Source organism: Rhizobium sp. AN80A (genome assembly GCF_030053015.1).
GTDB classification, from domain to species: Bacteria; Pseudomonadota; Alphaproteobacteria; order Rhizobiales; family Rhizobiaceae; genus Rhizobium; species Rhizobium metallidurans.
The window spans coordinates 1,331,975-1,357,581 of record NZ_JASJPX010000001.1 but is presented as its reverse complement, the minus strand read 5'-3'; the positions used below and the strand labels follow the sequence as shown (position 1 = coordinate 1,357,581).

The following is a 25,607-nucleotide window of genomic DNA, read 5'->3' as shown; positions in this document are numbered from 1 at the left end:
GGTCAGGCGTCCTCCTTCCTCGGGATCGTCGAAAGTTCCTTAAGCCAGCGGTCCAGCAACTCGTCGAAGCCCTCCATCTCTTCCATGGGATAGTGGCCGATGCCGTCGAGCAGGGTAAAACGGGCCTGCGGCATCGCCGCCGCCGTCCTTTTCACCGCATCCGCGTCGATCCACAGATCGTCGTCACCGGCGACCATATGAACGGGACAGCGCGCCGACCGCAGGCGGGACCATGCGTCGAAGGACGCCCAGCCGATGAGGTCCGAATTCGAGACGATCGGATCCTCGCGTCTGTGCATGTCGGCGATCAGCCGTCGGCGTTCCTCGGGAACCTTGCGGCCGACCACGGCCAGGGTGCCGAAATACGTACGGTCGGAGCGGCTCGCGGCGGCTGAATCCTCGAGCTCGCGCACAAGGCCGCGGCTCATCCGCTCGCCCGCGCCCTTGGCCATGCCGGCATCCGCCGCCATGGCGATGGCGCCCGACAACGTCGCGCCGCGGCTGCAGGCGAGCTCGATCGCGATCTTGCCGCCGATCGAGCATCCCACGACATAAGGGCGCTCGAGCTCGAGCTCATCGATCAGCCGCCCGCACCAGGCCGCGTAGTCGACAAGGTTCTGGACAGCGCCGGATCTCGGCAGCTCGGAACGTCCATGCCCGGGCAGGTCGGGTACGATGACGCGATAGCCGCGCGCGGCGAGCGCCGCGCCAACATGTCGCCACTGCACGCCTCCCTGGCCGGCGGTATGAATGCACAGGACCGGCTGTCCTTCGCCGATATCCTCATGAAACGACAACGAGCCGTCGATCTGCCGATACGCCGCACGCATCATGCCAGAGCCTCCTCGCGATAGAATGTTCGGATGACGTCGATCATCGCGGTGAGCGCCTTCGTCAGGCGCAGATATTCGTAGGCTGAACCCGATACGGAGAACTGTCCCTGCATCGCCCGTTTCATCAGATCGTTGGTCTCGCCGGTGAAGAGCCCGGCCCAGACGATTTCCTCAGCCTTCATCACGAAGGCCGGGCCGTTGGCCGATCTTTGTCCAGCTTCGAGCACGGCTCCCTTGAAGACGCGCAGCTGGACCTCATCGTCATCGCAGCCGATCGCGAACGTGCCGTCCCAGGTGGCCGTCGCGCTTCGGAAAGCCGCGTCGTTGCAAAGCCGCTCTCCGAGCCGCGACGCCCATGCGCGGGTAAAGAATTCCTGGCCGATACACAGCTTGCGCCCATCCGCCTTGATGAGCAGCGCGGACCGGCCCTCCTGCAGCAACTCACCCGATTGGTTCGTGACGCGGACATGGCGGCCGACCACACCGCGATCGCCCGACGAGCTACGGCGGCAGCGCGTGATCGTCATCTCGAACGAGATCTCGTCTCCGACGGTGATCGGCTTCAGGTAACGCCAGTTGGAGTCCAGCATCGCGATCAGGCTGTTCCTGGCGACCCCCGTCTCGAAGAACCAACCGAGAAAGGCGGCGATCCCGAACGGCCCGTGAAGGATGGGCCGGTCGAAACCGGCTTGGCTTGCGAAGGCCTTGTCGGTGTGCAGCGGATGCCGATCCCCGCTTATCGAAGCGAAGGACGCCAGGTCTTCTTCCAGAACCAGGCGTGGTGGCGACGTGAAACGCGAGCCGACCCGAAAGTCCTCCAGAAACATCGGGACGGCGCCCGCCTCGTGGACGACGCCGGTCATGATGCCAGGGCTTTCGCGGCGGAGGACTCCTCGTTCAGCGTCGACCACTCGGCGAAATCGACGAGCTTGATCCAGTCGTTGAAAGCCATCGTCTGGTCTTCGAACGAATTGCAGTCGCCGGTTTCCCTGAACTGGGCGGCGGTATCGGCAATCGTCTGCATGACCGCGGCGATGAACGATGTGCCGACGGTGAGGAGGCTGTAGCCTTTCTCATGCAAGGTTCTGGCGGTGTTAGCGGCCTCCTTTCGGCCGCCGGCCCCGGTGCGGCCCTGCGCCCGGTCGCCGGCCACCGATTGCGACATGTGGCCGCTGATTTCGCGGCGCGCGCGCAGGAGGTCGTCTTCGCTGTAGACGCGGGGCCAGACGATATCGGCGCCGGCTTCCTTCCACATGTGAAAGCGGCGAAGGCTTTCCTCGAAGGCTTCCTCCTTGCTTCTGAACGAGATCGAAGAGGTCGCGCCCGAGCGAACCATGATCAGGAAGTCATCGCTCTGCCGGCGGTCGCAGATCGCCTTGATCTTGTCGGCGATGCTTTCCGCCGACATCAGCACGGGGAGATAGGGCGGCAGCCACGGGCATTTCTCGTCGCCGTAATCGTCGATATGGATCGATGCGGCTCCGGCGCGTTCGAACTCGTGCGCCCAGCGCACGGCGTTGGCGATATCGCCCTCGCTGCCGAAACCGCTTTCGAAATCGACCATCAGCGGGATCTCGATGCGATCGGCGATCCGCCAGATGGCGTCGCGCGTCTCGGCCGCCGAAAGCAGGCCGATGTCGGGCAGGCCGAAGGATGCCGCGAGCTGGGACGAGCCCAGTTTGACAGCGTCGATGCCGGCCCGCTCCTCGATGATGGCGGAGAGCGGATCCCACACGCCGCCGCACAACACCATCTCGCCTCTGTCCAGTTTCAGGCGCAGATCTGCCTTAGCCATGATGACTTCTCCATTTGCTCGGATGTTTTTCGGTGTTTAGTCGGCGACGACCGCGGTGTGGTGCGGGGCGAAGCAGAGGCTGACCTCGCTGCCCACGGGAAACTCCGTGTCGGCCGCGGCGTGCGTCTGAACGAGCATGTCGCCGCAGCGAACCTCGTAACGGTTCATCGAACCGATGAAGGAGACAAGCTCCACCGTTCCGTCCAACTGATTTTCACCGGCCGTCGCGGTCTGCTTTGGCGAAATGCGGATGTTTTCGGGGCGGATCGAAAGCTCCACTTTCGTGCCTTTCGCCTGCGGGGCCGGGAAATTGCCGCGGATGAGCGCGCCGTTCGGCAATCGGACGGAACCCGTTCCGTTGGCCGCCGCGGCATCCTCGACGCTGCCGGCCAGGAGGTTCGTCGTTCCGATGAAAGTCGCGACGAAACGGTTCGCCGGTCGAAGATAGATATCCTTCGGCGTCCCAAGCTGCACGATCACGCCTCGGTTCATGACCGCGATCTCGTCCGACATTTCCAGCGCCTCCACCTGGTCGTGGGTGACATAGACGGTGGTGACGCCAAGCTGACGCTGCAGGCGCTTCAGCTCGGCCCGGGTGGTTTCGCGTAGCGCTGCGTCGAGGTTCGACAGCGGTTCGTCCAGCAAGAGAAGCTGCGGCTCGGCGACAATGGCGCGCGCCAGCGCCACGCGCTGCTGCTGGCCGCCCGACAGCTTGGTCGAAGGTCGATCGTAGACCTCTTCGAGAGACACGGCGGCCAGCGCGCGCCGTGTCTTCGTCTCGATCTCGCTTTTTGACAGCTTTATGTCGGAGCGCACGCGAAGCGGAAACGACACGTTTTCCGCCACGCTCATATGCGGCCAGATCGCATAGCTCTGGAACACCATGCCGATGCCGCGCTCGTTGAGCGGCACGGAGATCCCGCGGGCGCTGTCATAGAACGGACGCTCGCCAACGCCGATGTAACCCGTGTCCGGCTGCTGCAGTCCGGCAACCGACCGCAGCGTCGTCGTCTTGCCGCATCCCGACGGGCCGAGAAGCGTGAAGAATGTTCCGGGCGCGAGCTTGAAGGACACGTCCTTGATTCCGACGCTCTTGTCTCCGCCCGTGGCGAATAGCTTGTTTAGCGCGCGTACTTCGAGGGTCATGACGATCTCCGATCATTCAGTTCTTTACGGGCGTAGGGATGCGGAAGCGCGATCATTTCTCGAACAGGTCCTTGTAGATCTTGACCCAGCCGTCGAACTTGGTGGTGAGATCGTCCATCGTCACCATGTAGGCCTTGAAGCCGCCCGTATCGGCGCGCAGCGACTTGTCGGCCGGCGGAACCTTCGGATGGTTGGATATCTGGCCGGTCGACGCGATGACCTTCTGGCCTTCTTCCGACATCACGTAATCGACGAAGAGCTTGGCGGCGTTGGGATGCTGCCCGCCCTTGGTGATCGACCAGTAGGTCAGCGTTCCGACCGTCGGCTCGAAACGGACCCAGTCGACTGGCGCACCCTTTTCGATGGAATTCTGGACGTGGTGGTTGAAGACCATCAGCGCCAGCGGACGTTCGCCGGCAATCGTCTGATCGAGAACGACGCGTTGTGACGCAGGGACGTTGACGATGTCCTGCTCCGCGAGCTTGCGCAGGTATTCCATGCCTTTTTCCTGGCCCATGGTGGCCAGGACCGCGCCGATGAAGCCGGGCGCGCCCGTGGCATTCAAGCTGGTGGTCCAGCCCATCTTGCCTTTCCACTTCGGATCGAGAAGGGCCTCGAAGGTCTTTGGCGCCTCGTCGGGCTGAACGTCCAGCGTGCTATAGGCGACAGTCAGGAAACTTGCGGTCGGCGCCACCCAAAGCTTGTTCGGATCGACATAGCCGGCAGGATAGTCCGCGGCCGAGTCCGGCACGAAAGGTTCCGCGTAGCCCGCCTTGTACAGAGGCAGACAGTTTGCGCAGTCGAACAGGTCGGAGGCCATCCGGCCTGCCGCGCCTTCGTTGTTGATCCGCAGCGTAATGTCGGCGCCGTTGGAACGGGTGTATTCGACCTTGATGCCGTATTTTTCCTCGAAGGCCCTCGTCAGGGGTACGACGAAGTCGTTGACGATATAGGTCGTGTACCAGACGAATGAGCCTTCCTTCTTGGCGGCGTCGATCAGTGCCTGGTCGGCGGCGAGCGCGGGATATGTAACGCCAAGCAGCAAGCTGGCGCCCAACGCGGCTCTCTTCAGAAAATCACCCATGGTCTCTCCTCCGTGATTAAGGTGTTTTTCGTTCGTTCCGATGTCAGAACGTCTTCGTGCGATTGCGATGGGATAGCCAGAAGGCGAACATCGCGATCAGCGTCATCACCACCGTCCAGGCGAGGCCCAGCGCGGCAAGCTCTCCCGTCTGGCCGTTCGCCCACAGGTCCAGCATGGCGACGGCCAGAACCTTGGATCGCGGTCCGGACAACAGCACCGCCAGGGCGAGCTCCTTGGCGCAGATGAGAAAGATGAATATCCATGCCGCGGTCGCCGACGGCGTCAGCAGCGGCGCGATGATCCGCCGGAAGGTGCCCATGACCGTCGCGCCGGAGACGCCTGCGGCCTCTTCGAGCTCGCGGTGGATCTGCAGCACGCCGGAATAGTTGTAGCGCATGCCATAGGGCAGATAGCGCAGTATATAGGCGAACAGGATGATCCAGAGCGTCCCGTAGACCGGCAGCGGCAGCCGCAGAAAGATCTGCAGGATGGCGACACCCATGACGATGCCTGGGAAGATCAGCGGAACCGTCGACAGTTGATCGATCAACCAGGCGAAGGGGCCGCGGCGCGCCGCGATCCAGGCCGCGAAGGCGGTGATCAGGACAACGACCGTCGCGGCGCCGGCGGCGACCAGCACGGTGTTGATGCCATATTCAAGATACTGCGGAGCCTGGAAGAGCGCGGCGTAGTTGCTGCCGTTGAGATAAGGAATGATGCGCAGCGAGAATCCGCTGGCGAAGGGGACGAGCGACATCCAGACCAGCGCGAGGATCGGCAGCAGAAGGACGATCAGGAAATAGATCAGGACAAAAGCGCCTGCAATCCAACGGCCCTTGCCGAGGTCGAAAGGACGTGGGCGGAACGCCTTGCCTGTAACGCTCTGGTACTTTTCAGCATTCTTGGAGAGGCGGCCGTAAAAGCTGAACAGCACGCCCACGAAGATCAGCATCACGACCGAAAATGCCGAGGACTGCCCAAGCTGCGGGGGGACGACCTTCATGCTCTCATAGACCTCGGTGGTCAGAACCCGGATGCCGCTCGGCGTTCCGACCAGCAGCGGCACCTCGAAGGCCTCGACGGCACGAATGAAGACGAACATGGCCAGCGCGATGATTGCCGGGACGGCGAGCTTGATCGAAATATGCCACACGGTCTGCAGAACGCTGGCGCCGCTCATGCGCGCCGCTTCCTCCATGTCCGCATTGGCGGACCGGAAGCTTGCCGAAAGCATGAGGAAGACCAGCGGCGACCAGAGGAAGCCTTCGATCAGGATCATCCCGAACATGCTGTTGACATTGATCAGGTCGCCGGAAAATCCGAGGCCGCGCCAGGATGCATTGACCGGCCCGATACGACCGAGCAGGAACAACCAGGCAATGATGTAAAGCACATAGGGCGTTCCCATCGACACGATGGCGGTCACATGGGCCAGGATCTTGAAGCGCACATTGGTGCGCTCGACCAGCCAGGCGAGCACGCCACCGACAGCGAGAGCCAGGATCGCGCTTCCGACAGCAAAGACGATGCTGGAGAAGAACGCGCCGCTCAGGCGTGGATTGCCGAGAAGATCGAGGTAGTTCGAAAGCGTAAATCCGCCGATTGCGCCAGTCACCTGATTTTCCGCGAAGCTCGTGCGGATCAGGATGAGGACGGTAGGCGCGACGATTGCCAGCAGAAGCGCCAGCAGGATCAGTGCGATCCACCTCCTGGCATCGGCTTTTTGCGCAACAACGTTCGTGGCTTGGATAGCGGCCATCGACGTCTCCTCCCGAGCATCGCGTGTTTTCCAACTGCGATGATGGGTAGCATGCGGTGAGTCATCATGATAATAGAAAATACTTCAAAGAGTTTTCAGTTTTTTGGAACGGTCGATGGAATCACGCCAGCTCAAGGTCTTTGCCCGGGTCTACGAGGAGAGGCACCTGTCGCGCGCCGCTTGGCAGAGCAACATCTCGCAATCGGCTGTCAGCTTTCACCTCAAGCAGTTGGAAGAGGAATACGGCACGCAGCTTTTCGTGCGCGAGGCTCGCGGAATGCGGCCGACCGCCGCGGCGGAGCGCCTGTATCGCCATGTAGCGCCGATCCTGCGGTCAATGCGCGCGCTCGACGAGGATATGAAACGGTCTCCCGACCGACTGGCCGGAGACATTGCGATCGGCATGGCGACCTCGGCGATGAAAGCGATCGGGCGAGACCTGATCAGCAGCGTCCTTCAGAAATATCCCGAGGTCAGGCTCTCCATCATGGAGGCCATACCGGGGTCGACGCTTCTCGAGGTTCTCAAGACCAACACCGAACTGGCCGTCGTCTTCAATCCGTTCGATTATCCCGAACTGAAGAAGAAGCCGATCCTCAAGGAGGAAATGGTTTGTGTTGGACGGCCTGACATCATTGGGGCAACGGACGAGGCGATCGAAGTCGACGAACTTCTGGCGCTGCCGCTCATTTCCTTCCGCCGTCTCGGCAAGCTGATCGACGATTCCCTGCTGCTCAAGCAGATCGATGCCCGCGCAGGGATCAGGATCAACTCGATGCAGGCGATCGGCGACGCCATGCTGGATGGCCACGGCTGCATGCTCGGAAGCCGCCTTTATTTTCGCGAGCATATCGAGGCAGGCCGGCTGCACTTCCGCCCGATTGCGGGGCCGCCGGTGGAAAGAACGCTGTATATCTGCGAACTGGCAGAACGCCCCGCGACGTCGATCACCGAGACGATGTCGGATCTGCTGGTCAATCTGCTGGCATCCAAGGTCAGGGATGGCGCATGGCGCGCGACACTGCTCGTCAATTGCGAGACGGCGGATCACGCGCGCGATTGATGCGCAGCCCACATGTCACGCGCAGCGCACCACCGCCATGCGCGTTCGCACGATCAGGAACGCGGCGCCCCGGCCATCCTCGGTCGTTTGCCCTGCTTCATGCTGAGTTGGTCGCTAGTTTTCCAGCGCCGGAGACAGCCGGCTAGCCCCGCCCATCATAGGCTTTTTGCGCAGCAAACACCTCATCCATATTTTTCTCGGCCCAATGCGCCAGCGCCGATACCGTTTCCGTCAGCGTTTCGCCCAAGGGCGTGAGCGCATATTCGACCGTGACCGGAACGGTCGGGAACACCGTTCTGGAGACGAGGCCGTCACGCTCGAGCTTCTTCAGCGTCTGCGACAGCACCTTTTGAGAAACCCCCGCCACGTCGCGCCGGATGACATTGAACCGTACCGGCTCTCCATCGAGGCGGTCGAGCACCAGAAGCGCCCATTTGTCTGCCAGTCGATCCAGAACCAGCCTTGTCGGGCAGTCGCTTTCGTAGATGTTGTATGGCCGTTCCATTCCGTATCTCCAGCGGACGCACGGTTTCCTTGAAGAAACCAGGTGAGCAGAAAGTGCTCTCTTTTCGAGTTTCAAATCGATTGCTAAATAGCACCTGGAAAGTTAGTATCCAATAGATACCAGGAGAAAACCATGGGAAAGACACTCGTTTTCGGAGCGACCGGAAATGTCGGGCGGCCACTGGTCAGAGGGCTCGTCGCGCAGGGATTTGACGTGCGGGCCGCCTCGCGCGGCGGGGCCGTGGTCGACGGCGCGGAAGGCATCGCGTTCGAATTTGGAAAGCCGGCGATGCTGGACGGCGTATTCGACGACGTAACGCAGGCCTATGTCCTGCTGCCTTCCGGCTATGTCAACGTCAAGGAATTGCTATCGCCGATCATCGAGACCGCGATCGAGCGCAAGGTCAAGGTGGTGTTCCAGAGCGTTTTCGGGGTCGATGCCGATGACAGCATCCCCTACCGACAGGTCGAGATCGCGCTGGAGAATGCGGCCATCCCTTACGTGATACTGCGGCCGAACTGGTTTTCGGACAACTTCCATACCTTCTGGAAGCCGGGCATCGACCATGGCCGGATCGCGCTTCCCGCGGGCGAAGGCAAGAGCAGCTTCATCGACGCTCGCGATGTAGCGGCCTCCGCGGTTGCCGTTCTGAGCTCGACCCAGTTCGATGGTCGCGCGTTCAATCTGACGGGGCCCGATGCCCTCTCCTATGCGCAGGCAGCATCGATCATTGCGAATGTCGTCGGCCGGCCGGTTGAATACGAGGCGATCACGGACGACGCCTTTGTCGGGATCCTGACCGGCGCGGGCGTGCCTGGAGACTACGCGCATTTCCTCGCCTCCATCTTCTACCCTGTCCGCGAGGGCTGGACCGCCGCCGTGACCGGCGACGTCGAGACCCTCACCGGCAGGGCGCCGCGTTCGGTCGAGGAATATGTTTCCGACAATGCCGCTCTTCTGAAAGCCTGACCGCCCACGGCAGCGCAGGATACCGGACCAAGCAACCAAAAATGCACGCGCAAGGGCCGCGGCGGGCGACCGTCCGCCGACGGCACTTGCATCCAACCGGACTTGGAGCCGGTGAAGCGAGCGGATCCGCGCGGCGCACACGCGTGCTTCGTCGTGTCGTCCGCAAACACATTCAAGTGAGCGCTGAGGACCCACCTTGAAAAGCTTGTGAAAATTGGTCGGAAAAGGCCAGTCTTTATCTTGACTCTTTTAGTAATGTTTTTAATTGATGCGCGCAACGGCGTGTTTGCTGCAATGCGAAACGCCGTCTCGATATTTTAGTTTGCGTCAGCTGTCCGCCGGCGCCTCTGCTTGCCGGGAAGGGTCCGCGCCATGTCATTTTCTTTCCAACGAACCCCTAAGCATCGCGGCCTCCTGAGTTCGACGATGCTTGCCGGTATCGTCGCGGCAACAGTGCTGAACGCATACGCGGCCGCCGCCCAGGACGGCAACGCCACGGACCTCCAGACAATCACGATCAGCGGCGACAAGGCCAATCCCCGGTCCATCAGCGAGGACAACAGCACGGTCGTGCCCAAGCGCACGATCTCAGGCACGAAGACGGATACCCCGCTGGTCGAGACACCACGCTCCGTATCCGTCGTCACCGGCGAGGAGATGGAACAGCGCGCCGTCACCGACATGATCCAGGCGGCCCGATACAGCTCCGGCGTAACGACCGGCGCGTTCGGCTACGACCCGCGATCCGACCAGATCTACATTCGCGGCATCGAGACCACGACGACGGGCGATTTCCGCGATGGCCTGCGCCAGCCGATCATGAACTACGGCTCGTTCATGACGGAAGTCTATACGGTGGATCGTATCGAGGTCCTGAAGGGCCCGGTATCGGTGATGTACGGCGCGGCCAGCGCCGCCGGCATCGTCAACCGCATCTCGAAGCTGCCGCTCGCCGAAGAACATCGCGAAGTCGAGCTGCAATACGGCACGATCGGCCGCAAGCAGGTCGCCTTCGATTTTGGCGGAGCGATCAATGACGAAATCGACTACCGTCTGGTCGGGTTGGCGCGCGAAGGCGAAGGAAGCTACGACATCGCCGACGACCGCTACCTCCTGCAGCCGTCCGCCACCTGGAAGCCAAGCGAGGACACGACCTTCACGGTCTACGGTCTGGCGCAGAAAAGCGAGACCGGCGCCAGCGCCTGGAGCTACCTGCAGGGCGATGACGTCTTCCTCTACACCGACCCGGATTTCAACAGCCAGACGGTCGAGCAATACCAGCTCGGTTACCAGTTCGAGCAGAAGTTCGACAACGGCCTGACCTTCCGCCAGAACGCCCGCGCCGGCGATGTCGACCTGAAGGCCAATTACCTGAACCGCGTTCTTGCCAACACCGACGGCAGCTGGCCGACGACCGCGGTGACGGAGACCATGCGCAGCTACCAGATCGACAACCAGCTCGAGGGCCAGTTCGATACCGGCAACGTCTCCCACACGCTGCTCACGGGCCTCGACTACACCTGGGTGTCGTCCGACTTCGCCAGCGGCACCGGCAGCGTAGCGGCCAACACGCCGGCCGCCGGCGTGCCTCTTCCCGCGCTCAGCTACTTCACGGGCAGCAGCCTCAACCAGACCGGCATCTATGCGCAGGACCAGATGGAAATCGGCAACTGGCGCGCCGTGGCGGGTCTTCGCTACGACTGGGCAAACCAGGAAACCACCGTGAAGGGCACCGGCGGCTCGACCAGCGAGAAGAACGACGGCGTCCTTTCCGGCCAGGTGGGGCTTCTCTATCTGTTCGACAACGGCATCGCACCCTATGTCAACTACGGAACGTCGTTCGTCCCGTCGACGGCCCTGTCGGAAGACGGCGCGGTTCTCGATCCCACCAAGGGGCGCCAGATCGAAGTCGGCGTCAAGTACCAGCCGGAAGGTGAAAACTACTCGCTGAGCGGCGCCGTCTATCGGCTGGTCGAAACCGGCAAGCCGCAATATGCTTCCAACTTCCTGTTTTCCGAGAACTCCGGAGAGAACACCTACACCGGCTTCGAACTGGAAGGCCGCACCGAGTTCGACAACGGCATCAGCCTGATCGCCGCCTACACCTACGCCAATGCGGAAATCACCGGCAACAACAACGCTTCGGTGATCGGCAATGCCCCCTCCACGGTGCCGCGCCATGTCGCCTCCTTGTGGGTGAACTATCAGATGCCGGAGACCTCGGTCATCCCCGGCCTGACGATCGGTGGCGGCGTCCGGGCCATGAGCAGCTCTTACACCAGCGATGCGAACACGGCGAAGAACGGCGGCGCCGCCTATTTCGATGCGGCGGTCTCCTACGATTTCGGCGCCGCGTCTCCCGATCTCAAGGGCCTGTCGCTCGCGGTCAGCGCCACCAACCTCGCCGACCGGCGCGAAGAGGTCTGCACAGACGACTTTTGCTATACCGGCCGGGGTCGTACGGTCATGGGGTCGCTGAAGTTCAAGTGGTAACCGGCCCCGTGGCCGGTCGCCGATCGACGCAAGCGACAAGCGGGGCGAACATGGCGGAACGAACATGACTGAAAAGGCTCATGCCTTGCCGGGAACGGTTCAGTTTGAACTGGAGCCGATGGACGGTGGCGATCCCTATCGCATCCTGCTGTTCATCCCAAAGGGAGAGCCGCCCGCCGGCGGCTGGCCTCTTCTGGTGATGACCGACGGCAATGCGACCTTCCCCTTCGCCTTCGCCAGCACGGTGACACAGGCGCCCTACCCCAGCGGCACCAATGTCGACTGGGGGGTTGTTGCCGCGATCGGCTATCCCACCGACGAAGCCTATGATGGAATGCGCAGAGCCTGGGATCTCGGCCCTCCGCCGGTCAAGTCCTATCCGCCCTATGTCGAGGGAGGGCCTCCCGTTCGCATCGGCGGCAGCGGTCAGCTCGTCGACTTCATCGAGCATCGGCTTTTTCCGCGGCTTGACGCGATGGCACGCATCGATCCGACGCGCAGATCGCTGTTCGGGCATTCCTTCGGCGGGCTTTTCGCGCTTTACGCGCTGTTCGAACGCCCGAGCCTTTTCGCCAACTGGATCGCCGCCAGTCCGACCATCTACTGGGAGGCGAGCGAAATTCTGAACAACGAGGCAGGCCGGCAGCCTGTTGCCGGCCCGTCGGTCTTCCTTCACCTGTCGGCCGGCGAGTATGAGGGGGACGCGCTTGCGCCCTTCCAGTATCGCAACGAAGACGCCGCATCCCGCATCGAGAAGAGGAAGAGCGAACGCACCGTGGCGCTCGCACGCGAGATGGCGGATCGGCTGCATGATCCCGCCACCGGGATACGCACGCAGTTCGAGCTCTTCGCGGGACAGACGCACATGTCCGTGCTCGGACCGGCCGTCAATCGCGCCGTGAGTATCGCGTTTGAACGCGCGCGCGGATGATGATCAACAGCCGACCTGATAGTCGACGCTCAATCGGAGAGGAAACACCTTGACCTCGCACAAGTCCGGGCAGGACATGCCCCAGTCGGAAAAAGCCTTTGAAGTCAGAAACGTTGGTCTTTCGATGCAGGGCAACCCGATCCTGTCCGATGTCAGTCTCGAATTTCCGGCGGGCGAAGTGGTGGCTCTGGTCGGGCACAACGGATCGGGCAAATCCAGTCTCCTGAAGATCCTTGGACGGCAACTGTCGTCCACATCGGGAACGATCACCTGCGGCGGCCGCGAACTCGGCCATTATGGCGACCGCGATTTCGCGCGAGCCGTCGCCTACCTGCCGCAGGATCTGAACACGGGCCTGGAGATGACAGTTCGCGAACTTGTCGGTTGCGGACGCTATCCATGGCACGGAGCGCTCGGTCGCTTTTCCGAGATCGACAAGAGCAAGGTCGATGCGGCGCTTGCCGCGACACACATAGAGATGCTTGCCGATCGCCTGGTGGGCACGCTCTCCGGCGGCGAACGACAGCGCGCCTGGATCGCGATGCTGGTCGCGCAGGACGCGCGCTGTCTGCTGCTCGACGAACCCACGGCGGCGCTCGATGTCGCCCACCAGATCGAGGTGCTTTCACTCGTGCGTCGCCTTGCGCATGAAGGCGGTCGGAGCGTGGTGATCGTCCTTCACGATATCAACATGGCGGCGCGCTTCTGCGATCGCATTCATGCACTCAAGCGCGGCCACGTCGTTGCCAGCGGCACGCCCGCCACAATACTCGTGCCCGACACGCTGCACGATATTTACGGGATCGACATGAACGTTATCTCCGCGCCCAATCTGAACCACCCGCTCACCTATGCCTGCTAAGTCCGGGGTTCCGATGTCCGTCTCGCGAAGAGCCTTTCTGCGATATGCGGCGGCGATGACGGTCGTCCCCGCCCCCGTGTTCGCTCAGGCATCCGGCCAACGGATCGTCAGCCTCGACTATGGCTTGTCGTCCACGCTTCTGTCGCTCGGCCTGCCGCCCGTCGGCATATCCGATCTGGCGGACTGGGGTCGGTGGGTGGTCGAGCCGGCCATGCCGGCTTCCGTGGTCGATATCGGCAGCTCGTTCGAGGTGAACCTCGAAATCCTGGCCCAGCTGAAACCCGACATCATCCTGACGACACCTTATCTCGACGAGCTGCAGCCCAGGCTGAAGCCCTATGGGAAGATCGTCCGCCTGGAGATATTCACGCCCGACAGCGGACCCGTTCTTGGCTCGGCGATTGCCGCGACACGCAAGCTGTCTGCGGAAATAGGCCGCGAGAGGGAGGCAGAAGCGTTCCTGCAGCAATCCGAAACCTTCTTCGAGCGTTGCCGCCAGCGGCTGGCGGGAAAAGACATACCGCCGATCGCGTTGGTGAACTTCATGGATCCGCGTCACGTCCGCATCTATTCGAACCCTGGGCTGTTTCACGGCGTGCTCGAGCGGCTCGGCGTCCCGAACGCCTGGACGAAGCAATCGAACTTTTGGGGTTTCGAAACCATCGGCATCGAGGAGCTGGCCAAGATCACGGACCCGAACGCACGCATGGTGGCCTTTGATCCCGTGCCGCCGGATGTCCTGCCGAAACTTGCCGAGAGCCCGCTCTGGAACCGGCTTCCATTCGCACGCCCCGGACAGCTGTCGATCCTTGCCCCGGCCCTGATGTTCGGAATGGTGAACGAAGCCGTCCGGTTTGCCGGTCTTCTGACTGATCTTCTGGAGCGCGACCAATGATCATCCCTCGCCGAGACGTCCTCGGACCCGCGCTCGTCGTCGCCCTGTTTCTCATCGTCGGAAGCGGCGCCTCGCTGCTGCTCGTGACGCCCTCCTTGAGCAGCCCCTCCGACGCAAGCTACGACGCAACGCGATTGGTGCTCTATTATTCGACGCTCCCGCGTCTGGCGACGGCAATCCTTGTCGGTGCGGCGCTTGCGCTGGCCGGCGCCCTGTTCCAGCAGGTTCTGCGCAATCCTCTAGCCGATCCGACGACGCTCGGCGTCTCGGCAGGCGCGAACCTCGCACTGGTGGTGGCGTCGCTCTTCGTTCCGGGGCTGCTTGGAGCCAGCCGCGATCTCGTTGCGCTCGGCGGGAGCACGATTGCCGCGGTGATCGTGCTCGGTCTCGGCGCGCGACGCGGGTTTTCGCCCTATTCGCTGGTGTTGTCAGGACTGGTGCTGAGCCTGTGGTGCGGCGGCCTCTCCGCAATCCTGACCTATCTCAACCAGCGCTATCTCGCGAGCCTGTTCATCTGGGGAAGCGGATCGCTGTCGCAACAGAGCTGGGCCATCCCTGTCTCCCTGGCATGGAAAATGGCGGCGGTGGCGGTCGTTTGCGCCTTGATCGTAAGGCCGCTGTCTATCCTCGATCTCGGCGATAGCAGCTCCTCCTCGCTCGGCGTCAGGGTGGGACGGCTCCGCTTCATCGCCATCGCCTGCGCCGTGGCGCTTGCCGCCTTCGTTACCAGCGCTATCGGGGTGATCAGCTTTATCGGCCTGGTCGCGCCGACGCTTTCGCGGCTGTCGGGCGCCCGGCGTCCGGGGCAACTGATCTTCTGGTCGCCGCTCATCGGGGCCAGCCTGCTATTTTGCGCCGATGCCGTGCTCCAGCTGGTCTCCGGTGGAATAGGCGACTTCCTGCCGACGGGCGCGGTGACGGCAATCTTCGGATCCCCCCTTCTGCTGGCGCTGCTGCCCCGCCTGAAGATCCGCCATCGGATACAGCAGTCTTCCACATGGATCAGGCCACGGCGATCACACGCGACGGCATCGATCGCCGTCGTCGGGGTTGGGCTGTTGCTGGCCCTGGCCATCAGCCTCTTCGTCGGACGCGGCATCGACGGCAGCCTTTCAATCCTGTCCGGCGACATCGCATCGGAGATCCTCGCCATCCGGGCGCCGAAGGTCTTCGCCGCCCTGGCCTCGGGAGCAATGCTTGCCGTCGCGGGTTCGATCCTTCAGCGGCTCACCGGCAACGAGATGTCGAGCCCAGAGGTTCTCGGCATCAGCGCGGGTTCGACATTCGGCGTCGCCATCGGCCTGTTTGCGATTGCGCCGGGCCTCTTCGGCCAGTTCACGTTCGCCGTTGCCGGCGCGATCGGCGTGCTTTCGGTCATTTTCCTGAGCTCCCGGCGATCCGGCTTTTCTCCCGAGCGCGTTCTGCTCGCGGGCATTGCGTTGAGCGCGATGGTCGATGCCGTCGTCGGCGTGTTGAGCTCCACGGGCGATCCGAGAGCGGCCCTGCTCATGCGCTGGATGAGCGGCTCGACCTATCTGGTCGACGGACCGACCGCCGTGGCGGAAATGGGTATCGGCGCGGTGTTGATGACCATGGCTTTCGCGAGCCGGCGCTGGCTCGATATCCTTCCGCTCGGCCCGTCGCCGACATCGGCCATCGGCATATCGCTGGCGAAATCGAGGCTTGTCCTCTTCGCGCTGGCGGGCCTGATGACCGGCGCGGCGACGCTGACCGTCGGTCCCCTGTCGTTCGTCGGCCTGATGGGACCGCATCTGGCGCGGGAGGCCGGCTTGACGCGCGCATTGCCGCAAATGGTCGGCGCGGCTTTCATCGGCGGGGCGCTCATGGTGACCGCCGATTTCCTGGGACGTATGATCGTGTCTCCTTACCAGATCCCTGCTGGTCTGGTCTCCGCCATGATCGGCGCACCGTTCCTGATGTTCATGATGCGGAAAAGAGCCTAGTCCGGAAAGACACTTCGTGGCCAATCGTTAGAATCCATCGTATGATGACAGCCTTCCATTCTGAATTCGCAAAGATTCACGATGACATTCGAGCAGCTGGTTATCTTCGTGGCGACCGCCGAGCGGCAGCATCTGACGCAGGCGGCGCAATCGTTGCGACTGACGCCATCGGCCGTCAGCGCGGCTATCAAATCGCTTGAGACCTTCTATGAGGTGAAGCTGTTCGACAGGGTGGGCCGTGGCATCCAGCTGACCCGCGAGGGACGCGTATTCCTGCGCGAGGCCAAGGAAACGCTGGCGAAGGTGAAGGCGGCGGAGGCCGTTCTGGCCGAACTCGGCAACCTCAAGACCGGCATCCTCGACGTCCAGGCGAGCCAGACGATCGCGAACTACTGGCTGCCGCCGCGCCTGCTCGGCTTTTCTCAGGCCTATCCCGGCATCGACGTCAACCTGACGATCGGCAATACCGCCGCCGTCGCGGCAGCCATCATCAATGGCGACGCCGAGCTTGGCTTCATCGAGGGAATACTCGACGAACCGGCCTTGTCCACCTCCACCATCGCCAGCGACAAGCTGGTCGTCGTCGCGGCATCGGAATTCCGCGATGTGGAGAACGTGACGGATCTGTCGCGGCTGCAATGGATCATGCGGGAACGCGGATCGGGAACGCGCGCGGTTCTGGAACAGGCGCTCATCGAGCTCTCCGTGAATCCTCGGGAGCTTGAGATCTCCCCTCATCCTGCCCTCCAACGAAGCGCTCTTGAGCGCCGTCAGAAGTGGCGGCTGCGTGACGGCGCTGTCGGAGACGATCGTCGCACCCTTCGTCGAGAACGGGCAGTTGCAGATCCTCGAATTCGACCTCCCGCCACGGCGCTTCACGCTTCTCAGGCACAAGGAACGCCACCGGACGGCGCCGGCCAGGGAGTTCGAAGCCTTCTGCCGGGCCGCCATGCAATGATGACGAGCAAGGGGACCGAAGTGGTCCCCTTGTCTTGTCTTCTTGCTGTCAGGCCCTCTTGCTGTCAGGCTTTGCCGGGGCGATTGATCGTCAGGAAGTGGCGGACGACAGGCTTTTCGGGGCCGGCGTGATAGCCAAGCACCTTGCTCTGCAGATCGGCGTCGGCGTTCGACACCCGCTTGTGCTGCCTGAGATGCTCCGCCCAGGATTCCACCATGAACCATTCGACGATCTTTCGCGGATCAGCGGAGTCTTCCGTGACACCCCAGCCATAGGCGCCATCCCGGCGGCGTTCCTGCGACATGTCGTTCAGGGCGCGGAGGAAGGCCGAGCGGTTGTCCTTCTCGACATTGTATTCGATCAGGATCAGCACCGGTCCACGGTCATGGGCGACGGGTTCGGCGACAAGCGGCTCCGGCCAGTGGCTCGACGGCACCAGATCGGCATCGCCGGCAGGCAGCTTCACGCGATGCATGATGAGACCGGCGACGAGCAGACCGACCGCGCCGATCAACAGGGCGTAAGGGACACCGACCGCTTCGCCAACGGCACCCCAGCCGAGGCTGCCCGCCGTCATCGCGCCGTTGAAAACGGTGAGGTAGACGGCAAGACCGCGACCACGCACCCAGTTCGGAAGGACAGCCTGCGCCGCGCCATTGAGCGTCGTCAGAGCGGTGATCCATGCGCTGCCGAGGAAGAGCAGAGCGGCGATCGCAACCGCCTTCGGCGGAGCGAGCGACAGGACGGCCATGACGACGGCGGTCGTGATAGCCGCGCCAAGCAAAAGCCCATCGGCGCTCAGACGCTGACGCAGCCTTGGCATGACCAGCGCTCCGCCGATCGCACCGGCGCCGACAGCGCCAAGCAGAATCCCGTAGAAGCTTGCATCACCGCCGAGAAGCTGGCGGGCGACGAGCGGCAACAGGGCCCAGACGGCACTGGCGAAGGCGAAGAAGATGGCGGCACGCAGCAGGACGACATGCAGTGGGCGGCTGGCCCGGGTGTAGCGAAGGCCGGCCCGGAAGGCGCCGAGGAAATTCTCCTGCAGGGCATCGTTCGCGTTTCTGGCGCGCGGCCACCAGACCAGCGCGGCGATAACGATGATGTAGCTCGCAACGTCTGCGCCATAGGTGAGACCCGCGCCGAACGCGGCAAGCAGAATGCCGCCGGCGGCCGGGCCGATCGAACGGGCGATGTTGATGCCGAGGGAATTCAGCGCCACCGCGCTCTTGACGTCCTCGCGCTTGACGAGTTCGGGCACGATCGCCTGCCATGTCGGCCCCATGAGCGCCGCGCCGATGCCGCCGAGGAAGGTGAGACCGATGAGGGCGCTGACGGACAGCATGCCCGTCTGGGCAAGAAGCATCAGGCTGATGCTGACGGAGGCAAGCAGCAGCTGGACGGCGATCAGGAATTTGCGGCGGTCGAGAATGTCGGTCAGCACGCCCGCCGGAATGGCGAGGAGGAAGATCGGCAGCGTGCCCGCCGCCTGGACCATGGCGACCGCGGCCGGCGAGGCCGAGAGATCGGTCATCAGCCAGGAGCTTGCGACATCGCGCATGAAGCTGCCGGTGTTGCCGAGAACGGTGGCCGCCCAGAGAACGGCGAAGACGGGTTGCGCGAGAGGAGCGAAACTGCCCCCTGAGGATTTTGCGGTACTCATATTTCAGATCCCTTGCTGACATCGAAGATGCAGCCATATTGGCGAGAACCACTGCCACCAACAATTGCATCAATAGTTTCGATTTAATTGCAATATTTGTAATTATCAGCCAGGGACTTTTGCTGTTTGAAGATGTTTGGGCAGCGGCTCCCCGCTGCCCAATACCCGATGCCCGGTACAATGCGTCGTTCGGTGATCGCGCCGGTATCAAACAGCCCAGCAGGAGCATCCGAGCGCGCCGAAGAAGCCCTTGAGATCCGCTATCGGCAGCCTGGATGTCCACGCGCCGGCATGGTCGTGGCCGTGGACGCCGCAATCGCTGGCGCAGCCGCAGGTGGAGATGGCCGTGCGGCGCAGCGAGCGGGCACCCGCGCCGTCGGGCTCACCCCAGGCGGCGTAGCCGCCGAACCTGCGCACCGGCGACCAGTCCGGCATGGCTGGCGGGATGTTGCTTTCGTCGAGCGCCTTGAAGTCGCCGGCGCCATAGACGATCTTGCCGCCGACCATGGTCAGTTCCGACGTCAGGAACGAGATCTCGTCCTCGGCGCAGGCAAAGAAGTCCTTGCTCGGCACCACGAGATCGGCGAACTGACCCTTCTCGATGCGGCCCTTCTTGCCCTCTTCGTTGGAGAACCAGGTGACCTTTTCCGTCCACATGCGCAGCGCGGTCTCGCGGTCGAGGCAATTGGCGCGTGGATAGAGCTGCATGCCGCCGACCGTCTTGCCCGTCACCATCCAGGAGAGCGATACCCAAGGATTATAGGAGGCGACGCGGGTGGCGTCGGTGCCGGCCGAGACATTGACGCCCTTCTCGATCATGCGCTTGATCGGCGGCGTGGCTTCGGCGACGCCGTGGCCATAGCGCTCGACGAAATATTCGCCCTGATAGGCCATGCGGTGCTGCGTGGCGATGCCGCCGCCAAGCGCCGCGATACGGTCGATCGAGCGCTCGGAAATGGTCTCGGCGTGGTCGAAGAACCAGTTGAGGCCCGCCAGCGGAATGTCCTTGTCGACCTGCTCGAATACGTCGAGCGCACGGGAGATCGTTTCGTCATAGGTGGCGTGCATGCGCCACGGCCAGCGGTTTTCGGCCAGGACGCGCACGACCTCCTCGAGCTCGCCTTCCATCTCCGGCGCCATTTCCGGGCGCGGCTGGCGGAAGTCCTCGAAGTCGGCGGCGGAGAAGACCAGCATCTCGCCGGCGCCGTTGTGGCGGAAGTAGTCGTTGCCCTGCTTGTATTTGACCGAGGACGTCCAGTTGAGGAAGTCTTCCTTCTCCTGCTTCGGCTTCTGCGTGAAGAGATTATAGGCGAGGCGGACGGTCAGCTGGTTTTCGTCGGAGAGCTTCTGGATGACCTCGTAGTCATCGGGATAGTTCTGATTGCCACCGCCGGCATCGATCACGCCGGTAACGCCCAGCCGGTTGAGTTCGCGCATGAAATGTCGGGTCGAATTGACCTGGTAGTCGAAGGGCAGCTTCGGGCCCTTGGCGAGCGTCGAGTAAAGAATGCCGGCGTTCGGCTTGGCAAGAAGCATGCCGGTCGGGTTGCCGTTGGCGTCACGGGTGATCTCGCCGCCGGGCGGGTTGGGCGTATCGCGGGTGTAGCCGACGGCGCGGAGCGCGGCACCGTTCAAGAGCGCGCGGTCGTAGAGATGCAGCAGAAACACCGGCGTATCCGGCGCGACCGTATTGATCTCCTCGATTGTCGGCAGACGCTTTTCGGCGAACTGGTGTTCGGTGAAGCCGCCGACGACGCGAACCCATTGCGGGGCCGGCGTGATCGCCACCTGGCGCTTCAGCATGTCCATCGCATCGGCCAGCGAACGCACGCCATCCCAGCGCAGTTCCATGTTGTAGTTCAGGCCACCGCGCACGACGTGGGTATGGTTGTCGATCAGGCCGGGCAGGACGCGCTTGCCCTTGAGATCGACGATCCTGGTGTCGGGGCCGGCGAGCGCCATGATCTCGGCGTCGGCGCCGACATCGAGAAAGGTCCCGTCCTTGATGGCGACGGCGCTGGCGGTCGGATTGGTGCGGTCGAGCGTGGTGATCAGACCGTGGTGGAGGATGAGGTCGGCGAACATGGGATATGCTCCTGGCTTCATTATTAAGATTGATTTCAATGCTTTGCGTCGCGGCAAGCGCCCACCGCAAGCGAATCTCCCCTTGCGGTCTCAGCTATCAGATGCGGGCTGATCCTGGCGAGACGCAGCGACGTCATTTCGGCTCTCGCCCTTCGGCATGTGCCCGAACATGTGAGGCTTGATCTGGTTGATCCACGACATCGCCGCCGGCTCCCTGGCGATCAGTGTCTTCGCGAAGGGAATGAGCTGTTCGCCGAGCAAAATGCCAAGCAGGCCGACAAGGGCCACGACCGGCGGCGCGGGAGAGCGAACATTGAGCAGGCTGTAAACAATACCGACCAGAAGACCGGCGCCGATGGACAGGAGGTAGAGTTTCATGGGGGCATTCCTCGATCGATCAATGAAAGCCGCTTCCGCTTTTGGACACTCGATCCGGCGGAAGCGGCAATGATGCTGATTATCTGGCTGGGTTGGGGCCGATGCGCTTGCCGTGGCCGACCCGCTCGTCGCCGCCGTGGACATGCGTGACCGCGTAGTCGATGCCCATTCCGTAGGCGCCGGAATGTTCCTTCACCAGCGCGGTGACCGCGTTGTAGGTTTCCTTGCGGGCCCAGTCGCGCTGCCATTCGAGCAGGACCTGCTGCCATGTCACGGGGATGACGCCGGCCTGTACCATGCGGTCCATCGCATATTTGTGGGCGTCGACCGAGGTGCCGCCGGAGGCGTCGGCAACCATGTAGATTTCGTAGTCGGGAACATCGTGGAGGGCCGACAGTGCGAAGGTGGTGTTGCACACTTCCGTCCAGAGACCGGACACGACGATCTTCTTGCGACCGCTTGCGGCGTTCCTGGCAAGGGCGTCACGAACGTTCTGGTCGTCCCAGGAATTCATGGAGGTGCGCTCCAGAATGTCGTTCTCCGGGAACACGCCGAGCAATTCCGGGAAGGTATTGCCGGAGAAGCTTTCCGTCTCGACCGTCGTGATCGTGGTCGGGATGTCGAAGATCCTGGCCGCCTTGGCGAGACCGACGACGTTGTTCTTCAGCGTCTGGCGATCGATCGACTGCACACCGAAAGCCATCTGCGGCTGCTGGTCGATGAAGATAAGCTGGCTGTTTGCGGGGGTCAGGACTTCGAGCTTGGACATTTGATTTCTCCATTTACGTTTTTGATCGCCGGCATGGCGGTTAAGGATTGGGATGCCTCCGGCGGTCGGCTGCCTGCCTCAGGCAGCCGTTCGAAGGCGGAAATTATTGGCGTTAGAGATGCGCGGCGGCTTGCCGTGCGGGTTATGCCGCCAGCGGGACCAGGTTCTCTTCGATCTGGCCGCGATAGGCTTCATACCGGCTCGGCAGCTTCAAGGCCTCGCCGAGGTGGGCGGTATCTTCGTCACGGTCGAAGCCGGGTTCGTTGGTTGCGATTTCGAACAGGATCCCGCCCGGCGTTCTGAAGTAGATCGCCCAGAAGTAGTCGCGGTCGATGACCGGCGTCACCTGATAGCCCGTGTCCATCAGGGCCTTTCGCACTTCGAGCTGCTTCTCGCGGTTCTCGACGGCAAAGGCGATGTGGTGGACCGAGCCGGCGCCCTGGCGGGCAAACGGCGTTTTCGGTAGCGACGCGATGTCGATGGTATCGGCACCATTGCCACCGGGAATGATGAACCGCGTGACGTCACCTTCGACCTCGGCGCGCTCGTAGCCCATGAACTGCAACAGTTCCGATGTGGCGGCGGTGTCGTGCAGGTCGAAGCGCGCACCGGAGAAGCCGCGGATCGCATTGTCTTCAGAGATACCTTCGGCAAGCCATGGGGCGCGGGCGTCTTCGGCGGTTTCGATCAGCGCCAGTCCGTCGCCATCAGGGCCGGCGAAGCGCAGGCGGTTGGCGCCGAACACCGTGTCGGCCTTCAGACCGACGACACCCTGGGCCGTCAGGCGGTCCTTCCAGAAAGCCAGCGATCCCCTGGGGATGGAGAACTGCGTCTCGCTGACTTCACCGACGCCGGGACGGCCGGTCATCATGTGCGGGAAGGGAAAGTAGGTCATGACGGTGCCGGGCGTGCCGTTTTCATCGCCGTAATAGAGGTGGTAGACGCTCGGGTCGTCGAAGTTGACGGTCTTCTTGACGCGACGCAGGCCGAGTGCGCTGGTGAAGAACCGGTTGTTCTCTCGGGCATCCGACGCCATCGAAGTGACGTGGTGCAGTCCCTTGATATCCTTGATCATGGCCGTTGCCTTTCTCTGTGGGCGTTGCCGTTTCGATGACCAGAGATGTAACCGGCTTGATTGCATCGCGGAATTGCAATATTCCTGTCGAATGAATTGCGATTTTTGAAATAATTGAGATGAACGACTATAAAGCCCTGAAAACCTTCCTGCTTGCCGCCGAAAAGCGCAACTTCGCGCAGGTCGCCCGCGAGCTCGACATGACACCCGCCGCCGTCACCCGCGCGATCGCGGCACTCGAAGACGATCTCGGCGTCCAGCTCTTCGTGCGCACCACGCGCCAGGTATCGCTGACGACGGATGGCGCCGTCTTCGCCGCGCAGATCCAGCCGGCTGTCGAAGCATTGGAAAACGCGCGCAAGGACGTCAGGAACGCGCACAAATCCGATCAGGGCCGGTTGCGGATCAGCGCGCCGACCTGGCTCGGCAAGACGATACTGACGCCAATCCTGTCGGGCTTCCGCGACCTCTATCCGAAGATGAGCTTCGAGGTTTCGCTGTCGGACGGCTTGGTCAACATCATCGACGACGATTACGATCTCGCGCTCCGCATTTCCTCCGCTCCCTCGGACAAGTTCACCATCTGGCGCAAGATCCGGGCGGTGCCGAGGATACTGGTGGCGGCGCCGGGCAGCCGGTTCACGCGGATGCAGCATCCCAGCGAACTGACGCCGGACGATTGCCTGGCCTACAGTGGCGAAAGCCGGCGGGAGCACTGGGCGCTGTCGGACGGCGGATTGAGCATCTCGATCACGGCCGGACGCGCATTCAGCGCCAACAATGGCGAGGTGCTCGCCGACATGGCCGCCGATGGCGTCGGCGTCGCCATGCTTCCGGGCTTTCACATCGCCGAGCATATCCGCACCGGCCGGCTGGTTCACGTCTTGCCGGGCTGGGCACCGCCGGAGCTCTGGCTGACGCTTTATTACCCGCCATATCAGGCCCTGCCGCCGCGTATCGCGACGTTCTCGAAATTTTTCGAGGAGCAACTGCCGGCGCATATGGTCATGCTCGATTGACGGTATATTGATCGCGCTGTGAGCTATCACCGATAAGTTGGTTGAAAGCGGCACGGTTGCGGATATCTTCGCGCGATTGATGACCGATTTTTGCGTATGCTACGCCAGCCGATACCGGATGTTCCGGCCCCGTCGGCGGCGGCATGTATATAGTGACCTGGAGCAAGCATGACCTTTTCCGTTCCCTCCCTCGACGCGCTCGCCGACGAAGCCAAGGGCTGGCGCCGAACGATCCACCAGCATCCCGAACTGCTGTTCGACCTGCCGAAGACGGCCGCGCTGGTGACGGAGAAACTCACGGAATTCGGCTGCGACGAGGTCGTCACCGGCATCGCCAAGACCGGCGTGGTCGCCGTTATCAACGGCAGCAGGGGTCCGGGCCGCACGATCGCGCTGCGCTCCGACATGGATGCGCTGCCGATGGCCGAGCAGACGAACCTGCCCTACGCCTCGAAGGTGGAGAACATGATGCATGCCTGCGGTCATGACGGGCACACCGCCATGCTGCTCGCGACCGCCAAGCAGTTGGCCGAAAGCCGCGATTTCGCGGGCAAGGTGGTACTGATCTTCCAGCCGGCGGAGGAAGGCGGCGCAGGCGCGCGGGTGATGATCGAGGAAGGTGTGCTCGAACGCTTCGGCATCGAGGAGGTCTACGGCATGCACAACCAGCCGGGCCTCGATATCGGCTCCTTCGCGATCCGCGGCGGCCCGATGATGGCTGGAGGCGACCGCTTCGTGATTACAATCAACGGCAAGGGCGGCCACGCCGCCTATCCGCATCTCTCCCACGACCCGGTGGTCGCCGGCGCCCAGATGATCGTGGCGCTGCAGGCGATCGCATCGCGCTTCACCAACCCCTTCGATCCCGTGGTCGTGTCGATCACTTATCTCGAGGGCGGCAATGCCGGCGCGCTGAATGTCATTCCGGCCGCGATCCGCCTCGGCGGCACCATCCGCACCATGAACACCGAGACTCGCAAAATGGTCGAGGAACGGTTCCGCGAGGTCGTCTCCAGCACCGCGAAGTCCTTCGGCTCCGAAGCCGTGATCGACTGGCGCCCCGGCTATCCCGTGACGGTCAACGATCCGGTAAAGACGAAGCTCGCCGCCAAGGCCGCCGCCGCGTTGCCGGCGCCGAGAAGGTCGATACCGACTGGCCCGCGACGATGGGCTCGGAAGATTTCTCCTACATGCTGGAAAAGCGTCCCGGCGCACTGATCTGGCTCGGCAACGGCGACAGCGCCGATCTGCACAACCCGGCCTACGATTTCAACGACGGCGCCATCGTTCACGGCGTCCGCTACTGGCTGTCGCTGGTCGATCAGCGCCTGAACGGCGCAGCGGGAGAGTGACCGGAGCGG

The 25,607-nt window shown here is 62.8% G+C and carries 21 protein-coding genes and 2 pseudogenes; 11 read left to right on the top strand and 12 right to left on the bottom strand.

The genetic code is table 11. The features are described from left to right. Positions 1-2 precede the first annotated feature (2 nt). The 6 genes from P3R82_RS06225 to P3R82_RS06200 are packed head-to-tail and all read right to left on the bottom strand — an operon-like array spanning position 3 to position 6,617. Positions 3-833: an alpha/beta hydrolase gene (locus P3R82_RS06225; RefSeq protein WP_283193443.1), complete on the bottom strand. Its 831-nt coding sequence runs from the start codon at positions 831-833 to the stop codon at positions 3-5. Further along, positions 830-1,696: a MaoC/PaaZ C-terminal domain-containing protein gene (locus P3R82_RS06220; protein ID WP_283193442.1), complete on the bottom strand. Its 867-nt coding sequence runs from the start codon at positions 1,694-1,696 to the stop codon at positions 830-832. The genes P3R82_RS06225 and P3R82_RS06220 overlap by 4 nt, the downstream gene beginning before the upstream one ends. After that, positions 1,693-2,628, bottom strand: coding sequence for an isocitrate lyase/PEP mutase family protein (locus P3R82_RS06215; protein ID WP_283193441.1), 936 nt, complete (start codon positions 2,626-2,628; stop codon positions 1,693-1,695). The genes P3R82_RS06220 and P3R82_RS06215 overlap by 4 nt, the downstream gene beginning before the upstream one ends. 36 nt (positions 2,629-2,664) lie before the next feature. Beyond that, positions 2,665-3,774 carry an ABC transporter ATP-binding protein gene (locus tag P3R82_RS06210; RefSeq protein WP_283193440.1) on the bottom strand — a complete coding sequence of 370 codons (1,110 nt, stop codon included), beginning with the start codon at positions 3,772-3,774 and terminating at the stop codon, positions 2,665-2,667. Positions 3,775-3,826: 52 nt separating this feature from the next. Next, positions 3,827-4,858, bottom strand: a complete 1,032-nt coding sequence (locus P3R82_RS06205; RefSeq protein ID WP_283193439.1) for an extracellular solute-binding protein — start codon at positions 4,856-4,858, stop codon at positions 3,827-3,829. Positions 4,859-4,901: 43 nt separating this feature from the next. After that, the gene (locus P3R82_RS06200) at positions 4,902-6,617 is read right to left on the bottom strand and encodes an iron ABC transporter permease (protein WP_283193438.1); all 1,716 of its coding nucleotides are present in this window, start codon (positions 6,615-6,617) and stop codon (positions 4,902-4,904) included. Positions 6,618-6,732: 115 nt separating this feature from the next. On the opposite strand from P3R82_RS06200, the gene P3R82_RS06195 reads away from it, so the two are divergent. Further along, positions 6,733-7,680, top strand: coding sequence for a LysR family transcriptional regulator (locus P3R82_RS06195; protein ID WP_283193437.1), 948 nt, complete (start codon positions 6,733-6,735; stop codon positions 7,678-7,680). Positions 7,681-7,822: 142 nt separating this feature from the next. Here P3R82_RS06195 and P3R82_RS06190 read toward each other — a convergent pair whose 3' ends face one another. Next, positions 7,823-8,185: a helix-turn-helix domain-containing protein gene (locus tag P3R82_RS06190; RefSeq protein WP_283193436.1), complete on the bottom strand. Its 363-nt coding sequence runs from the start codon at positions 8,183-8,185 to the stop codon at positions 7,823-7,825. A 132-nt stretch (positions 8,186-8,317) separates the two neighbouring features. On the opposite strand from P3R82_RS06190, the gene P3R82_RS06185 reads away from it, so the two are divergent. The 8 genes and pseudogenes from P3R82_RS06185 to P3R82_RS06150 all read left to right on the top strand — a co-directional run bounded on the left by P3R82_RS06185 (position 8,318) and on the right by P3R82_RS06150 (position 17,257). After that, positions 8,318-9,154: an SDR family oxidoreductase gene (locus P3R82_RS06185; RefSeq protein ID WP_283193435.1), complete on the top strand. Its 837-nt coding sequence runs from the start codon at positions 8,318-8,320 to the stop codon at positions 9,152-9,154. A gap of 426 nt (positions 9,155-9,580) precedes the next feature. Then, positions 9,581-11,647 (top strand): TonB-dependent siderophore receptor, encoded by a 2,067-nt coding sequence (locus tag P3R82_RS06180; protein WP_283193434.1) that lies wholly within the window; start codon positions 9,581-9,583, stop codon positions 11,645-11,647. A gap of 64 nt (positions 11,648-11,711) precedes the next feature. After that, the gene (locus tag P3R82_RS06175; RefSeq protein ID WP_283193433.1) at positions 11,712-12,578 is read left to right on the top strand and encodes an alpha/beta hydrolase-fold protein; all 867 of its coding nucleotides are present in this window, start codon (positions 11,712-11,714) and stop codon (positions 12,576-12,578) included. Positions 12,579-12,654: 76 nt separating this feature from the next. Next, on the top strand, positions 12,655-13,440 hold the full coding sequence (locus P3R82_RS06170; protein WP_283193524.1) for an ATP-binding cassette domain-containing protein: 786 nt from the start codon (positions 12,655-12,657) through the stop codon (positions 13,438-13,440). Positions 13,441-13,453: 13 nt separating this feature from the next. Further along, positions 13,454-14,335 carry an iron-siderophore ABC transporter substrate-binding protein gene (locus P3R82_RS06165; RefSeq protein WP_283193432.1) on the top strand — a complete coding sequence of 294 codons (882 nt, stop codon included), beginning with the start codon at positions 13,454-13,456 and terminating at the stop codon, positions 14,333-14,335. Next, a complete protein-coding gene (gene fhuB, locus P3R82_RS06160; RefSeq protein ID WP_283193431.1) occupies positions 14,332-16,299 on the top strand; it encodes a Fe(3+)-hydroxamate ABC transporter permease FhuB in 1,968 nt (655 codons plus the stop codon). The genes P3R82_RS06165 and fhuB overlap by 4 nt, the downstream gene beginning before the upstream one ends. Positions 16,300-16,380: 81 nt before the next feature. After that, positions 16,381-17,004 (top strand): annotated as a pseudogene (locus P3R82_RS06155) (LysR substrate-binding domain-containing protein); the annotation flags it as partial. A gap of 16 nt (positions 17,005-17,020) precedes the next feature. Continuing rightward, complete coding sequence (locus tag P3R82_RS06150; RefSeq protein ID WP_349294041.1) at positions 17,021-17,257, top strand: LysR substrate-binding domain-containing protein; 237 nt, start codon at positions 17,021-17,023, stop codon at positions 17,255-17,257. Positions 17,258-17,321: 64 nt separating this feature from the next. Here P3R82_RS06150 and P3R82_RS06145 read toward each other — a convergent pair whose 3' ends face one another. The 5 genes from P3R82_RS06145 to P3R82_RS06125 all read right to left on the bottom strand — a co-directional run bounded on the left by P3R82_RS06145 (position 17,322) and on the right by P3R82_RS06125 (position 23,227). Further along, a complete protein-coding gene (locus tag P3R82_RS06145; RefSeq protein WP_283193430.1) occupies positions 17,322-18,920 on the bottom strand; it encodes an MFS transporter in 1,599 nt (532 codons plus the stop codon). Positions 18,921-19,127: 207 nt separating this feature from the next. Then, entirely contained in the window at positions 19,128-21,005 is a 1,878-nt protein-coding gene (locus tag P3R82_RS06140; protein WP_283193429.1) for an amidohydrolase, read from the bottom strand. Between the two features lie 90 nt (positions 21,006-21,095). Then, a complete protein-coding gene (locus P3R82_RS06135) occupies positions 21,096-21,383 on the bottom strand; it encodes a XapX domain-containing protein (protein ID WP_283193428.1) in 288 nt (95 codons plus the stop codon). Positions 21,384-21,462: 79 nt separating this feature from the next. Next, positions 21,463-22,152 carry a hydrolase gene (locus P3R82_RS06130; RefSeq protein WP_183898703.1) on the bottom strand — a complete coding sequence of 230 codons (690 nt, stop codon included), beginning with the start codon at positions 22,150-22,152 and terminating at the stop codon, positions 21,463-21,465. Between the two features lie 142 nt (positions 22,153-22,294). Beyond that, positions 22,295-23,227 carry a VOC family protein gene (locus tag P3R82_RS06125; RefSeq protein ID WP_283193427.1) on the bottom strand — a complete coding sequence of 311 codons (933 nt, stop codon included), beginning with the start codon at positions 23,225-23,227 and terminating at the stop codon, positions 22,295-22,297. A 119-nt stretch (positions 23,228-23,346) separates the two neighbouring features. Here P3R82_RS06125 and P3R82_RS06120 point away from each other — a divergent pair, with 119 nt between their 5' ends. Together P3R82_RS06120 and P3R82_RS06115 are read left to right on the top strand one after the other, a co-directional pair. Further along, the gene (locus P3R82_RS06120; protein WP_283193426.1) at positions 23,347-24,246 is read left to right on the top strand and encodes a LysR family transcriptional regulator; all 900 of its coding nucleotides are present in this window, start codon (positions 23,347-23,349) and stop codon (positions 24,244-24,246) included. A gap of 168 nt (positions 24,247-24,414) precedes the next feature. Further along, positions 24,415-25,598: pseudogene (locus P3R82_RS06115) on the top strand (amidohydrolase). Positions 25,599-25,607 lie beyond the last annotated feature (9 nt).